Here is a 20,355-nt window from a genome sequence, read left to right as displayed (position 1 = left end):
TGTCCGGAGCGGGCATGCCGATGCGTTGGCGGGCCATCGGCATGGACCGTATGCTGGCGACTGGGCGCAAACGGCGCCGGCCAGGCCTCGGGGAATCAGTGATGGATCGTCGACGTTTCCTGGCGGCCGGTGGACTGGCTGCCGTGTCACCCGCGCTGGCGCAGCCGGGCGTCGCCAAGGTCGCGCCGGGCGAGGATCCGGCCCTGTTCCAGACGGTGAACTTCTACTCCGACGGGGTGGACTACACGCCGGCCGAATATGCGCAGCGCCTGCAGGCCCTGGCCGCCACCGGCGCGCTGCAGGCCGACAATTATTCGCTGGGCGGCGCGGTGCAGGCGCTTGAGAAAACCTTCGCCGACGCGCTCGGCAAGCCAGCCGCGATGTTCGTGCCCACCGGCACGCTGGCCAACCACCTGGCGGTGCGCACGCTCGCCGGCGCCGACCGGCGCGTGCTGGTGCAGGCCGAAAGCCATCTCTACAACGACAGCGGCGACGGCGCCGGACTGCTCAGCGGCCTGAGCCTGGTGCCGCTGGGCCTGGGCGGGACCGGCATGGCGCTGGACGAAGTGCGGTCCTGGGTCGAACGCTCCGCCGGCGGCCGCGTGCCCAACCGCGTGGGCGTGCTGTCGATCGAAAGCCCGGTACGGCGCCGCGACCATGCCTTCGTTCCCTACGCCGAACTGCAGGCGCTGTGTGCCTACGCGCGCGGGCAGGGCATCCGCCTGCATCTGGACGGGGCGCGGCTGTTCAGCCTGCCGCTGCACAGCGGCCACTCGGTGCGTGAATACGCGGCGCTGTTCGACACGGTGTACGTGTCCACCTGGAAACATTTCGACGGTGCCTCGGGCGCGATCCTGGCGGGCGAGGCCGAGGTCATCGACGGGCTTTACCACCAGCGACGCCTGTTCGGCGGCGGGCTGCCGCATGCCTGGCCGCTGATGGCGCTGGCCGAAGCCTCGGTGGCGGGCTTCGAGGCGGACTATGCGCGCGCATGGCAGGCGGCGGAGCAGGTGATCGCGCTGCTGTCGGCCGATGCGCGCTTCAGCATGCGTCGCATCGCCAACGGCACCAGCCGCTTCTACCTGCGCGTGCAGGGCGTGGCGCTGCCGGCCTTCGTCGCCGCGGCGCAGGCGCGCAGCGTGCTGCTGCCGGGCGCGCCGGCCGGGGCCGACGAAATGGCGATGCAGGTGAACCTGTCGCTGCTGCGCTCGCCGCCCGCGCTGGTGGCGCGCAAGCTGCTGGACGCGGCCTCGGCCTGAGCGGCTCAGGCCGGACGGAAGCGCAGCGTCAGGCCCTTGAGGAAATTGCGCAGCAGCTGGTCGCCGCAGGCGCGGTAGTTCTTGTGCCCGGGCTGGCGGAACAGGGCCGACAGCTCGGGCTTGGAAATCGGGAAGCCCGCCTCGGCGAACACCTGGTGCATGTCCACGTCCTTCATCTCGAAGGCCACGCGCAGCTTCTTGAGCACCAGGTTGTTGGTGATGCGCTTCTCGACCGGGCGCGGCGTGGCGCTGTCGCTGGGCCCGCGGTACTCGACCACCAGGCCATCGAGGAAATGCGCCAGCACCGCGGGCGGGCATTCGACGAAGCCGTCCTCGCCTTCCTTCTTCAGGTAGGCCTGCAGGTCCGCGCGCTCGAGCTCGAACGCGGGATCGGCCAGGCGGGTGATCTCGATGATCCGGGGTTCGCCCAGGTCGAGCATGAAGCGGATGCTGCGCAGTACGTCGTTGTTGATCATCGCCGGGTCCGGTGGCCAGGGCGTGCAGTATGCCGGTCCGGCGTGCTCGCAGGCATGCGGATCGCAAGCGGTGCGGCGTCTACGTGGCAAGGGTTCAGCCGGAGGCGGGGATTGCGTACGTGTCGTTCAGCAAGGCACGGCCATAGTCGCGGCATCTTCCCTGCAGGCCACGCACCCATGATTGTCCGCACGTCCCGACTCGCGCTCGCCCTGGCCTTCGCGCTGGTTCCCCTGGCGGCCGTACATGCCAATCCGGTGCCGGCGCAGGATGCCCCCGTGTCCGCGGCTGCGGCGCCTGCGGAAGAAGCGCGCAGCGTGCTGCGTGCCCAAGTGCTGCTGGACCGCGCGCATTTCTCGCCCGGCGAGATCGACGGTGAATCGGGCAGCAACCTTCGCACCGCCCTGATCGGCTTCCAGCGCAGCCGCGGGCTGCCCGAGGACGGCGAGCTGGGCCCGGCCACCTGGGCCGAACTCGAGCGTGAGGCCGTGGCCACCCTGGTGGACTACACCGTGCAGGGCGAAGACGTGGCGGGTCCGTTCGAAGCGCTGCCGACCGACATGATGGAAAAGGCCAAGCTCGATGCGCTGGGCTACACCAGCGTCGAGGAAGGCCTGGGCGAACGTTTCCACGCCAGCCCCGCCCTGCTGCGCTCGCTCAACGAGGGCAAGCCGCTGGACGTGGCCGGCACCGTGATCCGCGTGCCCAACGTGGCCGATGCGCCGGCGCCCGCCGCCGCGACGCAGGTGATCGTCGACAAGTCCGAGGGCACGGTGCTGCTGGCCGCGGCCGACGGCAAGGTGATCGCGCAGTTCCCCGCCTCGACCGGCAGCGAGCACGACCCGCTGCCGCTGGGCGAGTGGAAGGTGACCGGCGTGGCGGTAGATCCGACCTTCAGTTACAACCCCGACCTGTTCTGGGATGCGAATCCCGAGCATGCGAAGGCGAAACTGGCGGCGGGCCCGAACAATCCGGTGGGACGCGTCTGGATCGACCTGTCCAAGGAGCACTACGGCATCCACGGCACGCCCGAGCCTTCGCGCGTGGGCAAGGGTGAATCGCACGGCTGCATCCGCGTCACCAACTGGACGGCGCTGCTGCTGTCGGAAGCGGTGAAGGCCGGCATGCCGGTACTGATGCGCGAATAACCGACGGAGCGTGCACGCATGAAATCGGTGGCGATGTTCATGGCGGGGCTGCTGGTGGGAGCCGCAGGGCTGTGGTTCCTGCTGGGCGAGGGGGCGGTGCCGGCGGCGCGCGTGCCGGAGCCGCTGCGGCTGCTGCCGGCGAGCGTGGCGGCGGGGGCGGAGGATCCCGCGCCGGTGGGCGCCCCGGCAGTGCGCGAGGACCCGGCGCCGGCCGATGTTGTGTGGGCGGATGGAATCTCGACGTCGGAGGAGGTCCCGACGCCACCCTCAGACGCTGCCGCCGTGCCGCCTGCGCCCGTCAGTGAGATCGCGCCGGGCACCGACGTACCCGACACCGCGCCTGCCGCGCCCGAACCCGAACCGCCGGTCCTGCCGCTGCCGACCCGCACGCCGCGGCTGTTGCTGCCGGTGGGGGGCGTCGCCGCCACGCAGCTGGCCGACACCTTCAACGACGCGCGTAGCGAAGGACGGCGGCACGACGCCATCGACATCATGGCGCCGGCCGGCACGCCGGTGCTGGCGGTCGAGGACGGGCGCCTCGTCAAGTTCTTCGACAGCGTGCGCGGCGGCGTGACCATCTACCAGTTCGACGTGGACGGCGAGTACGCCTACTACTACGCGCACCTGCAGGGCCGCGCCGACGGACTGGCCGAGGGCCAGGACGTGAAGCAGGGCCAGGTGATCGGCTACGTCGGCCACACCGGCAACGCGGACCCGGCCGCGCCGCACCTGCATTTCGCGGTGTTCGTGCTGGGGCCGGAAAAGAACTGGTGGCAGGGCATGGCGATCAATCCGTATCCGCTGCTGACCGCGCCCTGAGTTTTACCGCGTGCCGGGCCGTGCCTGCGCGCAGCCGGAGCGCGACTGAAGTGTGCGGCGCGGGATCACGCCCCGATCGGGGTGCACAGCTCGACCAGGCTGCCGTCGGGCGCGCGCACGTAGGCCACCACCTGGCCCCAGGGCTTGGTGGCGGGCGCGGCGAGTGACGTGGCGCCGTGGGCGATCGCGCGCTCGTGCGCCGCCGGCACGTCGTCCGTGACCAAGCCGATCTCCATCCCCAGCGGCCGCGCCGAGTCGCTGGCGTGCACGTGGCCGCCGGGGAAGTTGGCCTCGCCCATCGCGTGCGCGGCGAAGGAGAGCGTGGTCTGGCCGGTGTCGAGTTCGCCGTACAGGCCCGATTCGTGCAGGAACTTCTGCGGCAGGCCGAAGGCGTCGGTGAAGAAGCGCAGCGATGCGGCGACGTCGGGCACGTAGATGATGGTGTAGCCGAGTTTCATGGCGGGTCAGTGGGCTTCAGGCGTGGGGGATCCATTGGCGCAGGATGGCTTCGAGCGCATTGCGTTTGTCCGGGAGCTCACCGGGACCGGTGAACCTGACCGAGGCGCCCTTCGTCCCCATCCCGCCCCCTGTCTCATCGTCAATGAAAATATACCGGGTATGTTTTCTCGTGGGATGAGACGGGTAAGGGGTTGAATTTGAAGGGAGGGTGACAGGGGAGGGGAAAGGTGTATAAATATTCACCCATGAGCGCCGACCTCACCGCCCGCCAGCAGGCCCTGTACGACTTCATCGCCGAGCGGGTGCGGGCGGGCGATGCGCCGTCGGTGGCCGAGATCGCGCGCGCCTTCGGCATCCAGGACAGCGCCGCGCACAAGCACCTGCGCCTGCTCGAGGCCAAGGGCGCGCTGGTGCTGCTGCCCGGGCGGGCGCGCGGCATCCGGCTGCCCGCGGCGGCGAAGAAGGCCGCGCGCCGCGACGACACCCTGTCGCTGCCGGTGCTGGGCCGCGTCGCCGCCGGCGCGCCCATCGATGCCGCGGCCGAACACGAAGGCCAGCTGCTGTTCGACCGCGCGGCGTTTTTCCCGCGGCCCGACTACCTGCTGCGGGTCAAGGGCCACTCGATGCGCGACGACGGCATCCTCGACGGCGACCTGATCGCCGTGCAGCGCACCGCCGTGGCCGAGAACGGCCAGATCGTGGTCGCCCGCATCGACGGCGAGATCACCGTCAAGCGCCTGCAGCGCCGCCGCGAAAAGATCCTGCTGCTGCCGCGCAATCCCGACTACGCGCCGATCGAAGTGCCGCCCGACGCCGACTTCGCCATCGAAGGCCTGTACTGCGGCCTGGTGCGCCGGGGCTGACATGGGCGCGGTGGTTTCCCTCGACACGCTGCTGGCCGACCGCCGGCTCTGGCGCGGCCAGCCGACCCCGCGTCCCGCCGGCAACGAGCCCAGCGGCCACGCCGCGCTCGACGCCGCGCTGCCGGCCGGCGGCTGGCCCGAGGCCGCGCTGGTGGAGATCCTGCAGGCCGCCGACGGCCTGGGCGAACTGCGCCTGGTGCTGCCCACGCTGGCCCGCCACACCCGCGCCGGCCGCGAGATCGCGCTGGTGGCGCCGCCCTACCTGCCGCATCCGCGCGCGTGGCAGGCGGCAGGCGTGGCCTTCGACCGCGTGCACTTGGTCGCCGCCGAACCTCGCCAGGCCCTGTGGGCCACCGAGCAATGCCTGCGCGCCGGCTGCCTGTCGGCCGTGCTGTGCTGGCCGCACAAGGCCGACGACCGCGCGCTGCGCCGGCTGCAGGTGGCGGCCGAAAGCGGCCAGGCGCTGGTGTTCGCATTCCGCGATGCGCGCGCCGCGGTCAATGCCTCGCCGGCCGCACTGCGGCTGCAGGTGGAAGCCGGCCAGCTGCGCGTGCTCAAGAGCCGCGGTGGCCTGGTGCGCAGCCAGCCGCTGCCGTTCGCGCCCCCGCTGCATTGACGACGCGCCATGCTCTGGGCCTGCGTACTGCTGCCGCACCTGGCGCTGGACACCGTCCTTCGGCGCCATCCCGCGCCTGATCAGCCGCTGGCCCTGGTGACCGGCCCGCTGCAGCGGCGCGTGCTGTCGGCGGTGAACGCGGCGGCCGCGGCGCAGGGCCTGCATCGCGGCCAGTCGGTGGCGGCGGCCGAAGCCCTGTGCGGCGCACTGCAGGTGATCGATGACGATCCGGCCCGGGTCGCGCGCACCCGCGATTTCCTCGCGGCCTGGGCTTATCGCTACAGCTCGCAGGTAAGCCTGGACCTGCCCGGCGCGCTGGTGCTGGAAGTCGAGGGCAGCCTGGGCCTGTTCGGCCCCTGGCCCGCCTTCGAGGCGCGGCTGCGCGACGACCTGCGCGCGCTCGGCTTCCGCCACCGCATCGCGATGGCGCCCACCGCCGCGGCCGCCGCGGTGCTGGCCCGGCACCAGGATGGCCTGGCCGTGACCACGCCGGGGGTGATGCACGCGGCGCTGTCGTCGGTGCCGGTGGCGCAGGCGCGGCTGCCGGGCAAGGCGGCCGCCGCGTTCGAACGCATGGCCGTGCGCCGCCTGGGCCAGGTGCTGGCGCTGCCGCGCGCGTCGCTGGGACAGCGCCACGGCCCCGCGCTGTTGTCGCACCTGGACCAGCTGCTGGGCCACGCGCCGGAAACCCTGGCGCTGTACCGCCCGCCGGATGCGTTCGATGAAAAGATCGAGCTCAACTACGACGTCGAGAGTTCGCTGGCGCTGCTGTTCCCGCTGCGTCGGCTCACCGCCGACCTGGCGGCCTACCTGGCCGGGCGCGACGGCGGCGTGTCGCGCTTCGTGCTGCGGCTGGGCCACGAGGACCGCGAAGACACCGAGGTTGTGGTGGGCCTGCTGGCGCCGGAGCGGCAGCCGGCGATGTTGTTCGAACTGGCGCGCGGACGGCTCGAGCGCGTGGCGGTGCCGGCGCCGGTGCGCACGCTGCGGCTGCTGGCGCGCGAGCTGCCGCCGTTCGTGCCGGCGGCGCGCGAACTGTTCGAGGCGCGGCCGCAGCAGTCGGTGGACTGGCCCTCGCTGCGCGAACGTCTGCGCGCGCGCCTGGGCAACGACGCGGTCTATGGCCTGGAGGCGGTGGCCGACCATCGCCCCGAACGCAGCTGGAAACGCCGCGACGGCATCGCGCCGCCATCCGCGCCCGCGCACGCGCCGCCTGCGCCGCGGCCCACCTGGCTGCTGCCGCGCCCGGTGCCGCTGCATGGCCGGCCACTGCGCCTGCTGGCCGGGCCGGAGCGCATCGAGTCGGGCTGGTGGGATGGCGGCGACGTGCAGCGCGACTACTACGTGGTCGAGACCGCGCAGGGCCAGCGCGCCTGGGCCTACTGCGCCGCCGGCGAGCACGGCCCCTACATGCTCCACGGCTGGTTCGCCTGATCATGGCAACTCCGGGGTCAGAGTACGTTTATCCAACGGCGGACAAGCCGTTGGATAAACGTACTCTGACCCCGGAGTACGTGGAGCTGCATTGTTTGTCGAATTTCAGTTTCTTGCGGGGGGCGAGTTCGGCGCGGGAGTTGTTCGAGCGGGCCAAGGCCTTGGGGTATGGCGCGCTGGCGATCACGGACGAGGCTTCGATGGCCGGCATCGTGCGGGCCTTCGAGGCCTCGCGAAAAACCGGCCTGCCCCTGATCGTCGGCAGCGAACTGCAGCTGGCCCAAGGCCCGAAGCTGGTGCTGCTGGCGCAGAGCCTGCCCGGCTACCAGACCCTGTGCCGCTGGATCACGCTCGGCCGCCGCCGCGTCGCCAAGGGCAGCTATCGTCTTACGCAGGCCGACCTGGCCGGCGACACCAGCGGCCTGCTGGCGCTGTGGGTACCCGGCGACGAACCGGTGGCCGCGCACGGCGCCTGGGTCGAAGCCACGTTCCCGCAGCGCAGCTGGATCGCGGTGGAACTGCACCGCGGTGCCGACGACACCCGCCGCCTGCGGCAGCTGCAGGCGCTCGGCGCCACGCTGGGCCTGCCCCTGGTCGCCGCCGGCGACGTGCACATGCATGCGCGCGGCCGGCGCGCGCTGCAGGACACCGTCACCGCCATCCGCCACCGCACCACGGTGCGCGAGGCCGGCGACCGCCTGTTCCCCAACGGCGAACGCCACCTGCGCCGGCGCGAGCTGCTGGCCCAGGCCTACCCGCCGGAGCTGCTGGCCGAAACCCTGGCGGTGGCCGCGCGATGCCGCTTCACCCTGGACCAGCTCAAGTACGAATACCCGCGCGAAGTGGTGCCCGAAGGCCAAACGCCCACCGGCTGGCTGCGCGAACTGGCCCTGGACGGCGCCCGCTGGCGCTGGCCCGGCGGCACGCCACCCGAAGCCCTGGCCAAGATCGAAAGCGAACTGGCCCTGATCGCCGACCTGGGCTACGAGTCCTACTTCCTCACCGTGTACGACATCGTGCGCTTCGCGCGCAGCGAGGGCATCGTCTGCCAGGGCCGCGGCTCGGCCGCCAATTCGGTGGTGTGCTACGCGCTGGGCATCACCGAGGTCGATCCCTCGCGCATCGGCATGCTGATGGAGCGCTTCATCTCGCGCGAGCGCCGCGAGCCACCCGACATCGACGTGGACTTCGACTCCACCCGCCGCGAGGAAGTGATCCAGTACGTCTACCGCCGCTACGGCCGCGAACGCGCCGCGCTGACCGCCATCGCCACCACCTATTCCGGCCGCAGCACCCTCCGCGACGTGGCCAAGGCCCTGGGCCTGGCGCCCGACCAGGTGGACCGGCTGGCGCGCACCCTGGGCCGCTGGGACGACGCGCTGCCCGCGGCCGACCGCCTGCGCGAGGCCGGCTTCGATCCCGACAACCCGGCGCTGCGCCGGGTGATGGCGCTCACCGCGCAGCTGCTGGATTTCCCGCGGCACCTGTCGCAGCACCCGGGCGGCTTCGTGATCAGCGACGCGCCCCTGCACACCCTGGTGCCGGTGGAAAACGCCGCGATGCCCGACCGCACCGTCATCCAGTGGGACAAGGACGACCTGGACACGCTGGGCCTGATGAAGGTGGACGTGCTGGGCATCGGCATGCTGGGCGCCATCGCGCGCTGCCTGCAGCTGCTGCGCGACAGCGGCCGCCGCGACCTGCGCCTGCAGGACATCCCGGCCGAGGACCCGAAGGTGTACGCGATGATCCAGCGCGCCGACACCATCGGCACCTTCCAGATCGAAAGCCGCGCGCAGATGGCGATGCTGCCGCGGCTCAAGCCCGCCTGCTACTACGACCTGGTGGTGCAGGTGGCGATCGTGCGGCCCGGCCCGATCGAGGGCAGGATGGTGCATCCCTACCTGCAGCGGCGCATGGGCCGCGAAGCGGTGATGTATCCCTCGCCCGCACTGGAGAAAGTGCTCAGCCGCACGCTGGGCATCCCGCTGTTCCAGGAACAGGTGATGCAGATCGCGATCGTCGCCGCCGGCTACACGCCCGGCGAAGCCGACCAGCTGCGCCGCTCGATGGCCGCCTGGAAACGCCACGGCGGCCTGGAGCCGCACCGCGACCGGCTGCTGGCCGGCATGCGCCAGCGCGGGTATGCCGACGAGTTCGCCGAGCGCATCTTCGAGCAGGTGAAAGGCTTCGGCAGCTATGGTTTCCCCGAATCGCACGCGGCCAGCTATGCGCTGGTGGCCTACGTCAGCAGCTGGCTCAAGTGCCACGAGCCGGCGGCCTTCGCCTGCGCCCTGGTCAACACGCCCACGCACATGGGCTTCTACACGCCCGACCAGCTGCTGCAGGATGCGCGCCGCCACGGCATCCAGGTGCGGCCCGCGGACGTGCGCTACAGCGACTGGGACTGCAGCCTGGAAGACAGCTCCGCCGGATCGCAGCCCGCGATCCGCATCGGACTGAACCAGGTGCGCGGTTTCCAGCAGGCGGTGGCCGAGCGCCTGATGATCGCGCGCGCGCGGGAGCCCTTCCGCCACCTCGACGACCTGGCGCACCGCGCCGGGCTCGAGCGCCGGCACCTGGACCTGCTGGCCGAGGCCGATGCGCTGCGCGGCCTGGCCGGCCACCGCAACCGCGCGCGCTGGGCCGCGGCCGGCGTCGAGACCAGCCTGCCGCTGTTCGCCGGCCTGCAGGCCTCGCCCGAGGCGCGCATCGCGCTGCCGCCGCCCACGGCCGGTGAATCGGTGCTGGCCGACTACGCCAGCACCGGCACCACCCTGGGTCCGCATCCGCTGCGGCTGGTGCGCCGGCAGCTGCGCGCGCAGCGCTGCCGCCCCTCGCGCGAACTGGCCACGCTGCCGCACGGCGCCCACATCCGCCATGCCGGCCTGGTCACGCTGCGGCAGCGGCCCGGCACGGCCAAGGGCGTCACCTTCGTCACGCTGGAGGACGAGGACGGCACCGTCAGCGTGGTGATCTGGAAGGACCTGGCGCAACGCCAGCGCCGCGAACTGGCCAACGCCAGCCTGCTGGCCGTGGACGGCCGCTGGGAAAAGGTGGACGGCGTGAGCCATCTCATCGCGGGGCGGCTGCATGACCTCACGCCGCTGCTGGGCGCGCTGGACGTCACGTCGCACGACTATTACTGAACGCGGCAGCGCGTCTGCGCACGAAGGCAGGCACGCGCCCGTGCAGGCTGCAGGCCGCCGGCCGATCCGCCGCGCATCTCTCCGCCGCGGCCGTCACCGCCACAGCCCGCCGCAGCGCCCTGTACGCCCTTGCGCGCGTGCCGCGCCGCACTTGGCACGCGTATTGCTCCTTCCCACTACCCCCCACTGGAGCAGCCCATGCGCGCATTGACCTACCACGGCCCCAAGGATGTCCGCATCGACAACGTCCCGGATCCGATGATCCTGGAAAGCGACGACATCATCCTTCGCGTCACCGCCACCGCCATCTGCGGTTCCGACCTGCACCTTTACCGCGGCAAGGTGCCCGGCCTGAGCGATGGCGACATCTTGGGGCACGAATTCATGGGCATCGTGGAGGCCAAGGGCAAGGCCGTCACCGAACTCTCGGTCGGCGACCGCGTCGTGGTTCCGTTCACCATCGCCTGCGGCGACTGCTTCTTCTGCGACCAGACCGAATTCGCGGCCTGCGAGAACACCAATCCGGGCAAGGGCGCGCTGCTCAACGCCAAGGACCTGCGCTCGGGCGCCGGCATGTTCGGCTACACCGCGCTGTACGGGGCCTACCCGGGCGGCCAGGCCGAATTCGTGCGCGTGCCCAAGGCCAATGTCGGCCCTATCCGCATCCCGGATGCGCTGTCGGACGAGAAGGTGCTGTTCCTGTCCGACATCCTGCCCACCGGCTACCAGGCCGTGCTCAACGCCGGCGTCGGGCCGGGCTCGACCCTGGCCATCTTCGGCGCCGGCCCCGTGGGCTGCATGGCGGCCGAGTGCGCGCGCGCGATGGGCGTGGAGCGCATCTTCATGGTGGACCACCACCCCTACCGGCTCGAGTACTGCGCCCGGACCTACAACGCAGTCACCTTCAACTTCGATGAAGTGGACGATCCGGCCCGGGAAATCATCGCCGCCACGCAGTCGCGCGGCGTGGATGCGTCCATCGACGCGGTGGGCTTCGAGGCCAAGGGCAGTTCGCTGGAAACGGTGATGACCAACCTCAAGCTGGAAGGCTCCAGCGGCAGTTCGCTGCGCCAGGCCATCGCCGCCACCCGCCGCGGCGGCACCGTGAGCGTGCCGGGTGTCTACACCGGCTTCATCCACGGCTTCCTGTTCGGCGATGCGTTCGAGAAGGGCCTCACCTTCCGGATGGGCCAGACCCACGTGCAGAAATACCTGCCCGAACTGCTGGAAATGATCGGCGAGGGCCGCCTGCAGCCCGAAGCGCTGATCACCCATCGCATGAGCCTGGAGGAGGCGGTGGCGGGTTACCAGATCTTCGACGAGAAAAAGGAAGACTGCCGCAAGGTGATCCTGACGCCCTGAACGAAAACGCCCCGGCCTGGGGGCCGGGGCGGTGTATTGATGCCGGCCAGCGTCGCGCTGGCCGGCATTTTCTTGTCGCACGCAGGGTCCGCGGGCTCAGACCCGGGGCGGATCGGTCTCGCGCTCGAAGTGGCGATGCAGCGACAGCGCCTTGACGAAGGCCGCCGGCGCGTTGGCCTTGCCCTTGGCGAAGGCCAGCAGGCCCGCATCGTCGCCGTCGGTCGGCACGCCGGCCGCCGCCAGCAGGTCCACGCCCGAGCCCAGCGCCAGGATCGTCTTGCAGTGGCGGTAGGGATCCTGCACGTATTCCCGCACCTGGCCATTGCCCGCCAGCGCCGCGAACGCGCCTTCGCCGCCCGGCAGCACCAGCCCATCGAACAGCACCGACGGTTCGTTCTCGAACGAGGCCTCGGCCTCCAGGGTTTTGCCCTGGGCGGTGGTGAACGGGCCCACGCGCGGCCCGACCAGCCGGCCCATCGCGCCTTCCTTCGCCAGCGCCGCCTGCACGGCCGCCACCGCCGCGCCGTCCACGCCGTCGGCGATGACGATCGCCACCTTGCGCGAGCGGATGCCCTGTTCGCCCGGCAGGGCCATCAGCGACAGCGCCGGGGAAGCCTTCACTTCCGGCTTGGGCGTGCGGGGCAGGGCGCGCGGCATGGCCTCGGGCAGGTCCATGCCCAGGCCTTCGGCGACGCCGCCCGCCAGTTCGTCGGACACGTTGCGCAGCATCGCCAGCGTGCGCGTGCGGATCGCCGGCACCGTCACCTTGCTCAGCTCGAAGCGGAAGGCCGCGATGATGTGCGCCTTCTCCGGTGCGGTCTGGCTGTCGAAGAACAGCCTGGCCTGGTTGTAGTGCTCGGCGAACTTCTCGGGCTTGCCGCGCATCTCGTCGCCCTGGATCGGCTCGGGGAAGGGCACGAAGCCCATCTGCCCGGTCTGGAACGGGCAGCCGCCGCCCAGCGAGTTGGGCTCGTAGGACACGCGACCGCGATGGATCGCCTGCCGGTGCATGCCGTCACGCTGGTTGTTGTGCACCGGCGCCAGCGGCGCGTTGATCGGCAGTTCGTGGAAGTTGGGTCCGCCCAGGCGCGAGATCTGCGTGTCCACGTACGAGTGGATGCGCCCGGCCAGCAGCGGATCGTTGGTGAAGTCGATGCCAGGCACCACGTGCGCAGTGCAGAAGGCCACCTGCTCGGTTTCGGCGAAGAAGTTGTCGGGGTTGCGGTTGAGCACCATGCGCCCGATCGGCGTCACCGGCACCAGCTCCTCGGGCACCAGCTTGGTGGCGTCGAGCACGTCGAAGCTGAACTTGTCGGCATCGGCCTCGCTGAACACCTGCACGCCAAGCTCCCATTCCGGATAGGCGCCGGACTCGATCGCCTCCCACAGGTCGCGGCGGTGGAAGTCCGGATCGCAGCCGGAAATCTTCACCGCTTCCTCCCACACCAGCGAGTGCGTGCCCAGCAGCGGCTTCCAGTGGAACTTCACCAGCGAGGACTGGCCGTCGCCGTTGACGAAGCGGTAGGTGTGCACGCCGAAGCCCTGCATCATGCGGTAGCTGCGCGGGATGCCGCGGTCGGACATGGCCCACATCAGCATGTGGGTGGACTCGGGCATCAGCGACACGAAATCCCAGAAGGTGTCGTGCGCGGACCCGGCCTGCGGCATGCCGTGGTGCGGCTCGGGCTTCACCGCATGCACCAGGTCCGGGAACTTCATCGCGTCCTGGATGAAGAACACCGGCATGTTGTTGCCCACCAGGTCCCAGTTGCCCTCGTCGGTGTAGAACTTCACCGCGAAGCCGCGCACGTCGCGCGCGGTGTCCTTCGAGCCGCGCTCGCCCTGCACGGTGGAGAAGCGCACGAACACCGGTGTGCGCTTGCCCGCCTCCTGGAACGGCGCGGCACGGGTCAGCGAGGTGAGCGGCTTGTAGGCTTCGAAGTAGCCGTGGGCACCCGAGCCGCGCGCATGCACGATGCGCTCGGGAATGCGCTCGTGGTCGAAGTGGGTGATCTTCTCGCGCAGGATGAAGTCCTTGAGCAGCGCGGGTCCACGCAGGCCAGCCTTGAGCGAGCTCTGGTTGTCGGCGACGGGCACGCCCTGGTTGGTGGTCATGCCCTGGCCGGACGAGTCCACGCGCACGCGGTCCAGCGGATCGGTGCCGGGGTTGGCCCCCGGCGCCGGCGTCGCGCCGGTCTTGCCGGTGTCATTGGCCTCGGACAGCGAACTGCCGGTGACCGCGCGGGAACGCGGCTCGACCGATTTGCCGGCGGGCGGCACGGCGGCCTGCTTGCCGTATTCGGCGGCCTTGTTGGCGTTGGCGGGCATCGCCGCGGCGGTGGCGTCGGTGTCGGCCAGCTGGGCCTTCATCGCGTCCGGACCCGGGCCGCCCTTGGCGGCGGCGGATCGGGAACCGGCGCCGCGCGGGGGCGCGGCGGTTTTTTTCTTCATGGCCATGACGGCATTACTCCCTGCGGATACGTGCGTGCCGCATCACGCCTGGCCCGAGGCTTCGAGCCTGACGTTGCGGCGTTGGACCCACTGGCCGACGAAGGCGGTCAGCAGGAGCGCGGTGTTCGTCACGACGAACACCCAGTTTTGCAGCAGCCAGCTGTAGGCGACGAAGCCCGTGCTGGCCAGGATCTGTCCGACGAACAGCAGGCCGGAGACGCCTTGCGTGGATCGCTCGCGCCACTGCACCCAGACCTGGCGGCCCAGCGTGGCGAGCAATACCGCCGAAGCGCTCCAGCCCAGCAGGTCGGCGGGCTCCATGCTCAGTGACGACCCTTGAGCATGTCGCCGCGGGCCTGCTCGGCGCGCGAGGCACCGATCGCTGTCTCGACCTTCTTGACCTCCTCGGGCGGCGGCAGCACCGCGGGCAAGCCCAGCGACTCGATCCACAGTTCCCGGGTCCAGCCGGTGGTGTGGTAGAGGTGGTGGTCCTCATCCTTTTCCACGGCCTCGTGCGCCGCCTTGAGCACCTTGGTTTCCTTGCCCTTGCCGTGCGAGGCCAGGTGGCCGATCAGCTCCCAGTTCATGTGGTCCTTGGTCTCGGCCAGCACCACGCACTCCCCGGCCACCAGCTGGGCGGCGTCGGGCGTGCCTTCGGCCTTGGCCATTTCCATGGCCTGGACGAGGGAGGCGCCAATGTGGCCCACCACCTTGCGGCCCGGCGTCTGCTTGTCCGGGTCCAGGCCCAGCTCGGCGAACAGGTTGAGCAGCACTTTGCGATGCGTGCGGGTTTCCTCCAGATACTCGGTCCACTCCTTGCGCAGGTCGTCGTTGACGGCGCAGGTGATGGCGGTTTCGTAGATGCGGATGCCGCCCAGTTCGGTTTCCAGGGCCTGGTAGAGCAGTTCGTGCAGCTGGGCCTGGTCGTATGCCTTCTTTGCCACGGTCGTTCTCCAATTGGGGGGGGGATTGGAATGCGCAGGGGTGCGCGGGGTTGGCCTAGAGCGGATCCTTCTCCGCCCGCGGCTTGCTGCGGCGGTCGCCGAGCAGGGAACTGACCACCAGGGCCGCGCCCAGGCCAGCCGCGACCAGGAACATGACCAGAGCGAGCGCCGGATAGCCCAGCAGCTGGTGGCGGGTGGGAATGTCCATGATCAGCGCGGCGCCGACGATCATCGCCGCCGCGATCACGCCGACGGTGATGCGGTTGGCGATCTTCTGCATGCTTTCGATCAGGCGCGATTCCTCCAGCCCGGCTATGTTCACGCGGAAGCGGTTGTCGGCCAGGGTGCGCAGCAGCACCGCCAGGCGCTGCGGGGCCTCGCGCACCAGCTCCTGCATCTCCAGCGCGTCGGTGGCCAGGCGGCCGATGTCCAGGCTCGAGCGGGTGCGTGCGCGGAACAGCTCGGCCAGGTGGCCGCGCAGCACGTCGCGCATGGACACGTCCGCGTCCAGCGCCAGCAGCACCGCCTCCAGGTTGAGCAGGGTCTTGCCCAGCAGCGTCAGCTCGGCCGGCGGGCGGAGGCCGCAGTCGCCGCCCACCTTCACCAGCTGCAGCAGGAAGCCGCCCTCGGAGTCGGTGCGCACGGTGGTGTTGGAGAAGCGGGCGACCATGCGGCCGACCTCGCGCGAGAAGCGCGGCTCGTCGAAGTCCTCCAGGCGCGTGCCCATGTGCATCAGGGTTTCGGCCACCTGCTCGCCGCGGCCTTCCACCGTGGCCAGGATCAGCTTCAGCAGCTGGTCACGCATGCGCGGCGGCACGTAGCCCACCATGCCCAGGTCCAGCAGCACCAGGAAATGGTCGGGCGTCAGCACCACGTTGCCCGGATGCGGGTCGGCGTGGATCAGGCCGTGGATGAAGATCTGGTCCAGGTAGGCCCGGCCCAGTTCGCTGGCCAGCGGCGCCAGGTCCACTTCGGTGCGCTGCACGTTGGGGATGTCGGTGACGCGCATGCCCTCGGCCAGGTCCATGGTCAGCACCTTGCGCGTGGTGTAGTCCCAGACCGGCGCCGGCACGCTGATGCGCTCGTAGTCGACCAGGCGCTCGCGGAAGGTCTCGAGGTTGTTGGCCTCCTGCAGGTAGTCCAGCTCGCCCAGCATGGTGGCGCGGAATTCCTCCAGCCATTCCTTGAAGCCCAGGCGCTTGCCGACGCGGCTGACCATGCCCAGCGAATCGATCAGCCGGGTGATGGTGGCCAGGTCGCCCTCGATGGCTTCGGCCAGGCCCGGACGCTGCACCTTCACCGCCACGCGCCGGCCGCTGGGCAGCGTGGCCGCATGCACCTGCGCAAAGGATGCGGTGCCGATCGGAATCGAATCGAACTCGGCGAACAGGTTGCGCAGCGGCACCTTCAGTTCGCTGCTGATCTGCTCCTCGATGTCCGACAGCGCCGCGGGCGCCACCTTGTCCTGCAGGCGGCACAGGGCGGTGATGTATTCGGGCGGCACCAGGTCGGGCCGCGTGGACAGCATCTGGCCGATCTTGATGAAGGTCGGTCCCAGCGCCTCCAGATCGCGCGTGAAGGCTTCCGCACCGGCCGGATCCGGCGGCGGCGGCGTCGTGCCATAGCTGCGGAACACCGGCGAGTTGCGATGCTTGACCAGGAAGGCCGTGATGGCGGCCAGGCGGGTGGGTTCGGACATTCGGGACTCCGGGCTTGAACGCGGCGTGATGGCACTGAACTTGCAGCACCTTTCGTGCCAAGGCGCTCCATCGCGCCGCGACAGGCTCCGGGCCGCGAACCCTGCGGACGGCGTCGTCGCGGTCTCCTGCGATCTGCATGCCCGGCCTGCAACTTGAAGGCACCGGACCGTCGCAAGCGTCCCCACCGATTTCCTACTGGAGCCACCGCCATGAAGATCAAACGCGTCTACCGCATTCCCCTTCCGCAGATGGGCAGCGCCATCGGCGTGGTGCGCAGCGCCGGCGTCCCCGACGAGGACATCGCGCTGATCGCGCGCAGCGACATCGAGATGGAAACGATCCCCGAGCAGTTCCGCAACGCCAGCACCGACTTCGTTCCGGCCGCGCTGAAGGGTGCCGCCACCGGCGGCACCGCGGGCCTGGTCGCGGGCCTGGTGGCCCTGGCCGTTCCCACCTTCGGCGTGACCCTGATCGGCGCCGCGGCCATTGCCGCGGCCGGCGTCGCGGCCGGTACGTTCTCGTCGGCGCTGGTGGGCTCCTCGCTGCCCGATCCGGTGCGCCGCACCTTCGAGGACGAGATCAAGGCCGGCAATGTGCTGATGACCGTGGACGCGGCGGAGGAGAACCTTCCGCGGATCGAGGCCGCGCTGCTGGCAGTCGGCGCGACGGTGCTGCCGTTCGAAGAATCCTCGGCGCTGACCTGAGTCCGGCCGGGTGGGGGATGCCGCGCACGGAGAGTGGCGCCGCGGGCGCCGCACGCACAGACTGGGCGCCATGGATCCCCTGCGCCCGCTGCCCGACTCGCCCTGCGTCCGCAACTGCTGCCTGGACGAGCAGGACGTGTGCCTGGGCTGCGGCCGCCTGCTGACCGAGATCACCGGCTGGCAGGCGGCGGGCGCGGAGCAGCGGGAGGCGATCCTGGCACGCGCGGCCGAGCGCCGCGCCCGGCGCCCCGGCGCCTGGGTGGGCAAGGGCCGCCCCTGACGACCGGCCCTGTTTTCGCGCCGGGCTGCGGGTAGAGTGGGGCGGCTTCCGTCCACGCCACCGCCACCCGGGGAAACCACATGGCTTCGATCCACCGCGTCACTTTGCTTGCCGCTGCCCTTGTCCTTGCGCTGGCCGCCTGCCAGCCCGCCGCCGCGCCGGAGGCCGCCACCGGTCCCGATGCCGCCACCGGCACGGATGTTGCTGCCGCCACCCCGGCGCAGGTCGCGCGCCCGTCGCGCCAGTACCGCATCGAGGAATTCGTGGAGTCCACCGGCGTCTCGGGCGTCTCCTTCAGCGCCGACGAGACGCGGCTGCTGTTCTCCTCCAACAAGACCGGCATCTGGAACGCTTACACGATGCCCGTGGCCGGCGGCGAGTGGGCCCCGGTGACGCAGTCCACCACCGACAACAACTATGCGGTGGCCTACTTCCCGGCCGACGACCGCGTGCTGGTCACGCGCGACCAGGGCGGCAACGAGCTCAACCATCTCTACGTGATCCAGGCCGACGGCACGGAGAAGGACCTCACCCCGGGCGACGAGCTGAAGGCCGACTTCCTGGGCTTCACCGCCGACGGCAGCGCCTTCCATGTGATCAGCAACGAACGCGACCCGCGCTACTTCGATGTCTACCGCTACGACGCCGGCAGTTACGAGCGGACCCGCGTCTACGAGAACACGACCGGCTACGAGCCGGGCGAAATCTCTCCGGACGGCAAGTGGCTGGCCCTGGCCCAGGCGACCACGACGAACAATTCCGACCTGTTCGTGCTGGAGCTGGCCAGCGGCAAGCTGACCAAGGTGTCCGAGCATGAGGGCGAGGCGCAGTTCTCCGGCGAGGCCTTCTCACCCGACGGCCAGTGGCTGTACTACACCGCCAACGACCAGGGCGAATTCGCCCAGCTGCGCCGGGTGAACCTCTCGACCTGGCAGCACGAGCCGGTGCACTCGGCCGAATGGGACGTGGTGGACGCGGCCCTGTCGCACAAGGGCACCTACCTCAGCGTCAGCACCAACGTCGACGGCAGCACGCAGCTGTCGGTGTTCGAGACCGCGGGCATGAAGCCGGTGGCGCTGCCCGAGCTGCCCGCCGGCGAGATCCGCAACCTGCGCATGAGCCGCAGCGAGGCGCGCATGGCCTTCTACCTCAACGGCGACCGCCAGCCCAACGACCTGTACGTGGTCGAGAACGGCGGCGCGCCGCGGCAGCTGACCACGTCCCTGAACCCGGCCATCGACCCGGCCGACCTGGTGGATTCCACGGTCGTGCGCTTCAAGAGCTTCGACGGGATGGACATCCCCAACATCCTGTGGAAGCCGCACCAGGCCACGGCGCAGGCACCGGCGCCGGCCCTGGTGTGGGTGCACGGCGGCCCGGGCGGCCAGACCACGCGCGCGCATTCGGCCACCATCCAGTACCTGGCCAACCACGGCTACGTGGTGCTGGGCATCAACAACCGCGGCAGCTCGGGCTATGGCAAGACCTTCTTCGCGGCCGACGACGGCAAGCACGGGCGCGAGCCTTTGTGGGACACGATCGAGGCCAAGAAGTACCTGCAGTCGCTCGACTACGTGGACGACGACAAGATCGGCATCATCGGCGGCAGCTACGGCGGCTACATGACCCTGGCGGCACTGGCCTTCAAGCCGGGCGAGTTCAAGGTCGGCGTCAACATCTTCGGCGTCTCGAACTGGGTGCGCACCCTTGAGTCGATTCCGCCGTACTGGGAGAGCTACCGCCAGGCGCTGTACCAGGAGATCGGCAATCCCGAGACGCAGCGTGATTTCCTGGTCGAGACCTCGCCCCTGTTCCATGCCGACAAGATCAACGTGCCGCTGATGGTGCTGCAGGGCGCCAACGACCCGCGCGTGATCAAGCCCGAGTCCGACGACATCGTCGCCGCGGTGCGCAAGAACGAGGTGCCGGTGGAATACGTCGTGTTCGACGACGAGGGCCACGGCTTCAGCAAGAAGAAGAACCAGATCGAAGGTTATGGCCGCATCCTGGCCTTCCTCGACCAGCACCTGCTCGGCATCGAGCCGACGCCGGACCCGGCGGCGGCTCCTGCCGCGGCAAGCACGGGTGACGCCGCGCCGGCCGCCGAGGGCGCGCCCGCCGCGGAGTGATTCCCCGCGACCCGGGTCACAGGCGCGAGGGTTGCCTGTCGTCCCGGGAGGCAAGGCCTGAAGGGTCTTCCTTGCTGGCCGGTCGCTGGCACGGGTATTGCAGCGTTCCTGCAACAGGCGCGACTCCGCGCCTGCCTACCCCCCCCCAGGAGATCGGCCATGGCCAAGCACCCCAAAGCGGCAGATGGATTCGTCACGGACCCCGATGAGGGCAAGGCGCAGCCCGACTCGGGCGGCAATGAAGGCACGGGCCTGTCGCAGGCCGCCTACGATCCGCGCCAGGACGGCTTCAATCCGCCGGCCGACTGGGACTCGTCCGCGCCGTTCCAGGGCGACTACGGGCGCTCCGGCAGCGGTTCCGCCACCCAGGCCGGGTCCGGTGACTACGGCAGCGAGGCGGGGCGCTACAGCTCCTCGCCCGATGAGCTGGGCGATCCGGAAGGCATCGATCCGCAGGATGCGATTAACCTCGAGGACGAAGGCGACATCGACTCGCCCGAAATCCCGGATGAAGACGTAGGCGCCGAGCCCCCCGTCAAGCCCACCTGATCCGGGGAAAACGCG

18 protein-coding genes are annotated in these 20,355 nt (G+C 70.4%); 12 read left to right on the top strand and 6 right to left on the bottom strand.

What is annotated here, in order from left to right; all coding sequences use genetic code 11:
• Positions 1 to 101 precede the first annotated feature (101 nt).
• Positions 102 to 1,259, top strand: coding sequence for a threonine aldolase family protein (locus ACOQFR_RS05500; protein WP_421379406.1), 1,158 nt, complete (start codon positions 102 to 104; stop codon positions 1,257 to 1,259).
• Between the two features lie 5 nt (positions 1,260 to 1,264).
• Here the strand turns inward: ACOQFR_RS05500 and ACOQFR_RS05495 are convergent, their stop codons facing one another.
• Positions 1,265 to 1,735 carry a DUF1456 family protein gene (locus tag ACOQFR_RS05495; protein ID WP_421379404.1) on the bottom strand — a complete coding sequence of 157 codons (471 nt, stop codon included), beginning with the start codon at positions 1,733 to 1,735 and terminating at the stop codon, positions 1,265 to 1,267.
• A gap of 177 nt (positions 1,736 to 1,912) precedes the next feature.
• On the opposite strand from ACOQFR_RS05495, the gene ACOQFR_RS05490 reads away from it, so the two are divergent.
• Both ACOQFR_RS05490 and ACOQFR_RS05485 read left to right on the top strand, forming a co-directional pair.
• Positions 1,913 to 2,881, top strand: coding sequence for a L,D-transpeptidase family protein (locus ACOQFR_RS05490; RefSeq protein ID WP_421379402.1), 969 nt, complete (start codon positions 1,913 to 1,915; stop codon positions 2,879 to 2,881).
• Positions 2,882 to 2,899: 18 nt separating this feature from the next.
• Positions 2,900 to 3,700 carry a M23 family metallopeptidase gene (locus ACOQFR_RS05485; protein WP_421379400.1) on the top strand — a complete coding sequence of 267 codons (801 nt, stop codon included), beginning with the start codon at positions 2,900 to 2,902 and terminating at the stop codon, positions 3,698 to 3,700.
• Positions 3,701 to 3,765: 65 nt separating this feature from the next.
• Here ACOQFR_RS05485 and ACOQFR_RS05480 read toward each other — a convergent pair whose 3' ends face one another.
• Positions 3,766 to 4,158 (bottom strand): VOC family protein, encoded by a 393-nt coding sequence (locus tag ACOQFR_RS05480; protein ID WP_421379398.1) that lies wholly within the window; start codon positions 4,156 to 4,158, stop codon positions 3,766 to 3,768.
• 246 nt (positions 4,159 to 4,404) lie between these two features.
• On the opposite strand from ACOQFR_RS05480, the gene lexA reads away from it, so the two are divergent.
• The 5 genes from lexA to ACOQFR_RS05455 all read left to right on the top strand — a co-directional run bounded on the left by lexA (position 4,405) and on the right by ACOQFR_RS05455 (position 11,583).
• Positions 4,405 to 5,022: a transcriptional repressor LexA gene (gene lexA / locus ACOQFR_RS05475; protein WP_421379396.1), complete on the top strand. Its 618-nt coding sequence runs from the start codon at positions 4,405 to 4,407 to the stop codon at positions 5,020 to 5,022.
• 1 nt (position 5,023) lies between these two features.
• A complete protein-coding gene (gene imuA / locus ACOQFR_RS05470; RefSeq protein ID WP_421379394.1) occupies positions 5,024 to 5,638 on the top strand; it encodes a translesion DNA synthesis-associated protein ImuA in 615 nt (204 codons plus the stop codon).
• Positions 5,639 to 5,647: 9 nt separating this feature from the next.
• Complete coding sequence (locus ACOQFR_RS05465) at positions 5,648 to 7,072, top strand: Y-family DNA polymerase (protein WP_421379392.1); 1,425 nt, start codon at positions 5,648 to 5,650, stop codon at positions 7,070 to 7,072.
• 2 nt (positions 7,073 to 7,074) lie between these two features.
• Entirely contained in the window at positions 7,075 to 10,221 is a 3,147-nt protein-coding gene (locus tag ACOQFR_RS05460) for an error-prone DNA polymerase (protein ID WP_421379390.1), read from the top strand.
• Between the two features lie 198 nt (positions 10,222 to 10,419).
• Positions 10,420 to 11,583: a zinc-dependent alcohol dehydrogenase gene (locus tag ACOQFR_RS05455; protein WP_421379388.1), complete on the top strand. Its 1,164-nt coding sequence runs from the start codon at positions 10,420 to 10,422 to the stop codon at positions 11,581 to 11,583.
• Positions 11,584 to 11,679: 96 nt separating this feature from the next.
• Here the strand turns inward: ACOQFR_RS05455 and ACOQFR_RS05450 are convergent, their stop codons facing one another.
• The 4 genes from ACOQFR_RS05450 to ACOQFR_RS05435 form a co-directional block, all read right to left on the bottom strand.
• On the bottom strand, positions 11,680 to 13,698 hold the full coding sequence (locus ACOQFR_RS05450; RefSeq protein ID WP_421379789.1) for a catalase: 2,019 nt from the start codon (positions 13,696 to 13,698) through the stop codon (positions 11,680 to 11,682).
• A 378-nt stretch (positions 13,699 to 14,076) separates the two neighbouring features.
• A complete protein-coding gene (locus ACOQFR_RS05445; protein WP_421379386.1) occupies positions 14,077 to 14,355 on the bottom strand; it encodes a hypothetical protein in 279 nt (92 codons plus the stop codon).
• Between the two features lie 2 nt (positions 14,356 to 14,357).
• Positions 14,358 to 14,978, bottom strand: coding sequence for a ferritin-like domain-containing protein (locus ACOQFR_RS05440; protein ID WP_421379384.1), 621 nt, complete (start codon positions 14,976 to 14,978; stop codon positions 14,358 to 14,360).
• A 55-nt stretch (positions 14,979 to 15,033) separates the two neighbouring features.
• A complete protein-coding gene (locus ACOQFR_RS05435; protein ID WP_421379382.1) occupies positions 15,034 to 16,677 on the bottom strand; it encodes an ABC1 kinase family protein in 1,644 nt (547 codons plus the stop codon).
• 210 nt (positions 16,678 to 16,887) lie between these two features.
• Between ACOQFR_RS05435 and ACOQFR_RS05430 the strand changes: the two genes are divergently transcribed.
• The 4 genes from ACOQFR_RS05430 to ACOQFR_RS05415 all read left to right on the top strand — a co-directional run bounded on the left by ACOQFR_RS05430 (position 16,888) and on the right by ACOQFR_RS05415 (position 20,340).
• Complete coding sequence (locus ACOQFR_RS05430) at positions 16,888 to 17,382, top strand: hypothetical protein (protein ID WP_421379380.1); 495 nt, start codon at positions 16,888 to 16,890, stop codon at positions 17,380 to 17,382.
• Between the two features lie 70 nt (positions 17,383 to 17,452).
• Complete coding sequence (locus ACOQFR_RS05425; protein ID WP_421379378.1) at positions 17,453 to 17,662, top strand: DUF1289 domain-containing protein; 210 nt, start codon at positions 17,453 to 17,455, stop codon at positions 17,660 to 17,662.
• Positions 17,663 to 17,742: 80 nt separating this feature from the next.
• Positions 17,743 to 19,791: a S9 family peptidase gene (locus tag ACOQFR_RS05420; RefSeq protein WP_421379376.1), complete on the top strand. Its 2,049-nt coding sequence runs from the start codon at positions 17,743 to 17,745 to the stop codon at positions 19,789 to 19,791.
• A gap of 159 nt (positions 19,792 to 19,950) precedes the next feature.
• Positions 19,951 to 20,340 (top strand): hypothetical protein, encoded by a 390-nt coding sequence (locus tag ACOQFR_RS05415; RefSeq protein ID WP_421379374.1) that lies wholly within the window; start codon positions 19,951 to 19,953, stop codon positions 20,338 to 20,340.
• Positions 20,341 to 20,355 lie beyond the last annotated feature (15 nt).

The organism is Arenimonas sp. MALMAid1274 (assembly GCF_049195245.1).
Classification (GTDB): Bacteria; Pseudomonadota; Gammaproteobacteria; order Xanthomonadales; family Xanthomonadaceae; genus Arenimonas.
The sequence above is the reverse complement of the archived record's forward strand: the minus strand, read 5'-3'. Positions and strand labels throughout refer to the sequence as shown.

Bases quoted from the DNA above. Each gene is read 5' to 3' on its own strand.
- ACOQFR_RS05495 (WP_421379404.1), bottom strand. From the start codon at position 1,735: ATGATCAACAACGACGTACTGCGCAGCATCCGCTTCATGCTCGACCTG.
- lexA (WP_421379396.1), top strand. From the start codon at position 4,405: ATGAGCGCCGACCTCACCGCCCGCCAGCAGGCCCTGTACGACTTCATC.
- ACOQFR_RS05450 (WP_421379789.1), bottom strand. From the start codon at position 13,698: ATGACCACCAACCAGGGCGTGCCCGTCGCCGACAACCAGAGCTCGCTC.
- ACOQFR_RS05430 (WP_421379380.1), top strand. From the start codon at position 16,888: ATGAAGATCAAACGCGTCTACCGCATTCCCCTTCCGCAGATGGGCAGC.
- ACOQFR_RS05465 (WP_421379392.1), top strand. From the start codon at position 5,648: ATGCTCTGGGCCTGCGTACTGCTGCCGCACCTGGCGCTGGACACCGTC.
- ACOQFR_RS05490 (WP_421379402.1), top strand. From the start codon at position 1,913: ATGATTGTCCGCACGTCCCGACTCGCGCTCGCCCTGGCCTTCGCGCTG.
- ACOQFR_RS05480 (WP_421379398.1), bottom strand. From the start codon at position 4,158: ATGAAACTCGGCTACACCATCATCTACGTGCCCGACGTCGCCGCATCG.
- ACOQFR_RS05420 (WP_421379376.1), top strand. From the start codon at position 17,743: ATGGCTTCGATCCACCGCGTCACTTTGCTTGCCGCTGCCCTTGTCCTT.
- ACOQFR_RS05500 (WP_421379406.1), top strand. From the start codon at position 102: ATGGATCGTCGACGTTTCCTGGCGGCCGGTGGACTGGCTGCCGTGTCA.
- ACOQFR_RS05455 (WP_421379388.1), top strand. From the start codon at position 10,420: ATGCGCGCATTGACCTACCACGGCCCCAAGGATGTCCGCATCGACAAC.
- ACOQFR_RS05415 (WP_421379374.1), top strand. From the start codon at position 19,951: ATGGCCAAGCACCCCAAAGCGGCAGATGGATTCGTCACGGACCCCGAT.
- ACOQFR_RS05445 (WP_421379386.1), bottom strand. From the start codon at position 14,355: ATGGAGCCCGCCGACCTGCTGGGCTGGAGCGCTTCGGCGGTATTGCTC.
- ACOQFR_RS05425 (WP_421379378.1), top strand. From the start codon at position 17,453: ATGGATCCCCTGCGCCCGCTGCCCGACTCGCCCTGCGTCCGCAACTGC.
- ACOQFR_RS05435 (WP_421379382.1), bottom strand. From the start codon at position 16,677: ATGTCCGAACCCACCCGCCTGGCCGCCATCACGGCCTTCCTGGTCAAG.
- ACOQFR_RS05485 (WP_421379400.1), top strand. From the start codon at position 2,900: ATGAAATCGGTGGCGATGTTCATGGCGGGGCTGCTGGTGGGAGCCGCA.
- ACOQFR_RS05460 (WP_421379390.1), top strand. From the start codon at position 7,075: ATGGCAACTCCGGGGTCAGAGTACGTTTATCCAACGGCGGACAAGCCG.
- imuA (WP_421379394.1), top strand. From the start codon at position 5,024: ATGGGCGCGGTGGTTTCCCTCGACACGCTGCTGGCCGACCGCCGGCTC.